Below are 2,114 nucleotides of genomic sequence, written 5' to 3'. Positions count from 1 at the left end.
GCGGCCTTTTCTTATTCAGTCGTCGGGAACGACTAGCTGGTCGTGACCGGCGTCAGAAGGATTTCGACGCGGCGGTTGGCAGCGCGGCCGGCGGCCGTGTCATTGCTGGCAACCGGCTGATTTTCGCCCATGCCATAAGACCGGATGCGGACCGGCTGAACGCCCTGATTGACCAGGTAGTTCGAGACCGAATTGGCGCGGCGTTCTGACAGCTGCATATTGTAGTCGTCAGGGCCATCCGAAGAGGCGTGACCAACCACGTCAACAGAGGTCGACGGATAGTCGACCAGAGTGGCGGCGACATCGTTCAGCGGGCCGTAGAATTCCGGCTTCAGCTGCGCGCTGTCGACAGAAAAGGTCACGCTGGACGGCATGGTCAGGGCAATCTGGTCACCCTGGCGCTCAACCTGGATGTCGGTGCCGGCCGTGCGGGCGCGCAGATCGCGCTCCTGCTTGTCCATATACGTGCCGACGGCTGCGCCTGCGAGCGCGCCAACGGCTGCGCCAATCGCGGCATTGCGGCCATCATCGCCGCCAGCCAGCGTACCAAGGGCTGCGCCTGCAAGGGCGCCGCCGCCTGTTCCGTACGCCTGGTTTCTGGACAGGCCAGTGCCTTCACATGCTGTAAGTGTCATGGCTGCCGCCGTGACACCGATCATAATCATTCTCATCTCGGGAAAACTCCTCGTTTATTCCACCCCCTTATATTGGGGACAGTCTTCTGAACGCGAACTGAATGTCTTCGTTCCGTTGTTTCGGGTGTGGAGCATGGTCTATATCACACAAGATGTGCGGGCGCTTCTTCAGACATGGTGTGACCTGGGCCGATTTTCGCGCCTGGCTCAATCTGGTTCCGCCGGATGAGACTGATCCGCCTGATCCCACCTATAATGCCGCGCCCGGCTCCTATCAGCCGATCATCAGGCTGACGCGCGACGGGACAGCAGAACTGGCCCCTGCCTTATGGGGGCTTGTGCCCTCCTGGTGGAAGAAACCGCTGAAGGAAAAATCCTTCACCACATTCAATGCGAAATCGGAGACGGCAGCCGAAAAACCGGTCTTCCGCGGCGCGTTTCGTCATCATCGCTGCCTGGTGCCCGTCAGCGGCTATTATGAATGGACGGGGCGTGCCGGCGCGAAGACGCCGTTTGCGGTGGGCCTGCGCAACAGGCGTCATTTCTGCTTCGCGGGGCTTTATGACGTCGCGCATATCGATGGATCTGAGCTGCACAGTTTCACCGTGCTCACCACGACACCAAATGATGCGACCGCCAGCCTGCATCACCGCATGCCGGTGATCCTGCACCTGTCTGATTTCGGGCGCTGGCTCGATACCAGTAATCGCAAGGTCGACGATCTGTTCGAGCCTTTTGCCTCAGCGGACGTGCACGTCTGGCCTGTCGATCCGGCGGTCGGCAATGTCCGAAACAATCATCCCGGGCTGGTGGAGGAAACCTGAGCGGCCTCTGTGCGTTCAGGTTTAAACCAACCGAAAGCTCCCAATGCGGACCATATTCGTTATTTTTGTATGCCTACTGGCGCTCGCCGCCTGGGCTGTGTGAGCGCCTAGTCGTCTTCGATGTCAAATTCGGCGTAGGCGGCAGCGACCATGCCGGCAATTTCTTCGCACGCCCTGCGCGCCTCATCCACCACACCGGTGAACGCGGTAAATCCGTGCGCCAGGCTGTCATAGCATTTGTAGGTCACATCGACTTCCGAGCGGCGTAGCAGCTCTGCATAAGCGGCCCCATCGTCGACAAGCGGGTCGAACCCAGCCGTGGCTATGATCGCCGGCGGCAGGTCTTCCAGCCGCGTTTCGCGGGCCGGCGACAGGCGGACATCCGCACGGTTCTGACCCTCCGGCAGATATTGTTCCATGAACCAGCGCATCGTATCGGCCGACAGGGGATAGGTTTCGCCATAGGCCTGATATGACGGGAATTCGTCTTCAAGCTCGGTCGCCGGATAGATCAGCAATTGTAGAAGCGGCAGCGGCTTTCGCTCGCGCATCATTTCCTGCGTGATGATGGCGGCGAAATTTCCGCCCATACTGTCCCCGCTAATGGTTGCGACCCCGGCTGGCGCGCCCAGCTTCGGCGCATTGCGCAGGGTCC

The 2,114-nt window shown here is 60.4% G+C and carries 3 protein-coding genes; 1 reads left to right on the top strand and 2 read right to left on the bottom strand.

What is annotated here, in order from left to right; translation table 11 throughout:
* Window positions 1-32 precede the first annotated feature (32 nt).
* Window positions 33-671 (bottom strand): OmpA family protein, encoded by a 639-nt coding sequence (locus WA989_RS00750; RefSeq protein WP_424338623.1) that lies wholly within the window; start codon window positions 669-671, stop codon window positions 33-35.
* A 65-nt stretch (window positions 672-736) separates the two neighbouring features.
* Here WA989_RS00750 and WA989_RS00745 point away from each other — a divergent pair, with 65 nt between their 5' ends.
* Window positions 737-1,459, top strand: a complete 723-nt coding sequence (locus tag WA989_RS00745; protein WP_424338622.1) for an SOS response-associated peptidase — start codon at window positions 737-739, stop codon at window positions 1,457-1,459.
* A 107-nt stretch (window positions 1,460-1,566) separates the two neighbouring features.
* Here the strand turns inward: WA989_RS00745 and WA989_RS00740 are convergent.
* Window positions 1,567-2,114: alpha/beta hydrolase fold domain-containing protein (locus WA989_RS00740; RefSeq protein ID WP_424338621.1), on the bottom strand; the 548-nt coding region annotated here is incomplete at its 5' end.

Source organism: Henriciella sp., assembly GCF_049649345.1.
In the GTDB taxonomy this organism is placed as follows: Bacteria; Pseudomonadota; Alphaproteobacteria; order Caulobacterales; family Hyphomonadaceae; genus Henriciella.
The sequence above is the reverse complement of the archived record's forward strand: the minus strand, read 5'-3'. Positions and strand labels throughout refer to the sequence as shown.

Excerpts from the sequence above, each read along its gene's own strand:
- WA989_RS00750 (WP_424338623.1), bottom strand. The coding sequence starts at position 671 with ATGAGAATGATTATGATCGGTGTCACGGCGGCAGCCATGACACTTACA.
- WA989_RS00745 (WP_424338622.1), top strand. The coding sequence starts at position 737 with ATGTCTTCGTTCCGTTGTTTCGGGTGTGGAGCATGGTCTATATCACAC.